At 65.6% G+C, this 1,270-nt stretch carries 1 pseudogene; it reads right to left on the bottom strand.

Annotation, left to right across the window (positions count from 1 at the left end):
• A pseudogene (locus NKJ84_RS32970) lies at positions 1-1,190 on the bottom strand (IS481 family transposase); the annotation flags it as partial.
• Between the last annotated feature and the right edge of the window lie 80 nt (positions 1,191-1,270).

Here is a 1,270-nt window from a genome sequence, read left to right as displayed (position 1 = left end):
TGTTTGGACCGGGGACATCGCGAACAGCTGTGCGAGGACATCGCGAACAGTTTGCCATCCTATCGTTGGCTTGCATTGAGGTCGATGGTCTGGATTTTCTGGTGGCGGAAGTAGGCATCGAAGACGCCATCGGTTTCGGTTGGGCGGAAGGCGACGGCTTTGCCGGCAAAAGCCTTGCAGATCTTGACGGCATGCCCGAACAACGAGGTTGTGCCCTTCTGCTGGATTTTGCGGACCTGGTCGCCGGGCGCGTATTCGAACGGCTGGACGGCATCGGCGAAGTCGCGCGTCGAGGCACGATAGCGCTCGAGCGGCACAGCGTCGGCAATGGCCTGGTGCGGCCGCTCGGTGTTGTAGATGTGGCGCCATGCGTCGAAAGCGCACTGTGCCGCCTGCAGGCTGTCGAAGGGCGGGCCCTGCAGCGCCTCGGCCTTGAGCGTACGGTGGAACCGCTCCTCCTTGCCCAGCGTCTGTGGATGGCAGGGTCTGGAATGGCTGACCGACATGCCGTTCTCGATCAGCCAGACGCCGAGCATGGTGAAGTTGTTGCGGCCGCCGTCGCCCCAGGGCGGGCCGTTGTCGGTGGCGATGCGCCACGGCAGGCCATAGCGCCGGAAGGCCGTAATCAGGCGGGTTTTGACAGTTTCGGTGGTCTGGTCGGGGCAAGCTTCCAGCACCAGCGAGAACCGCGAATGATCGTCGAGCACGGTCAGCGGATGCAGCCGCCCGGCGCGCAACGGCACATGGCCCTTGAAGTCCATCTGCCACAGGTCGTTGGGCGCGGCGTGCTCGAAGCGGATGAACGCTTTGGCGCCGCCGCCCAGTGCGCCCAGTTCGACGCCGTTGCGGCGCAGGATGCCGGTCACCGTCGAGGCAGCCGGATGGCCAAACCCCTGGCGCGCCAGAACCCGGGCGATCTTGCGCCCGCCCCAGGCCGGATGCGTTGTGCGCACCGAAAGCGCTGCCGCCTCGATCGCGGGCGTGCTGCGCGTCGGGCTCGACTGCGGCCGGCGCGACCCCTCCAAAAGCCCGGCCGCGCCAAACGCCTGCCATCGCGCCAGCAACTTGTAAGCGCATGTTCGACCAATCCCAAAGCGTCGGCACAAGGCGCTCACATTCGCCCCCTCGGCCGTAGCCAGCCGCACAAACTCCAGCTTCTGTTTCATCGCGCTCGTGTCCTCGAATGGCATCCCGAACCCCCCAGCGCAAAGCGCGCCAAACTGTTCGCGATGTCCTCGCACACCTGTTCGCGATGTCCCCGGTCCAAACA

This window comes from Mesorhizobium sp. M0048 (genome assembly GCF_040323405.1).
Lineage (GTDB): Bacteria > Pseudomonadota > Alphaproteobacteria > Rhizobiales > Rhizobiaceae > Mesorhizobium.
This window is presented reverse-complemented; position numbering and strand designations above follow the sequence as displayed.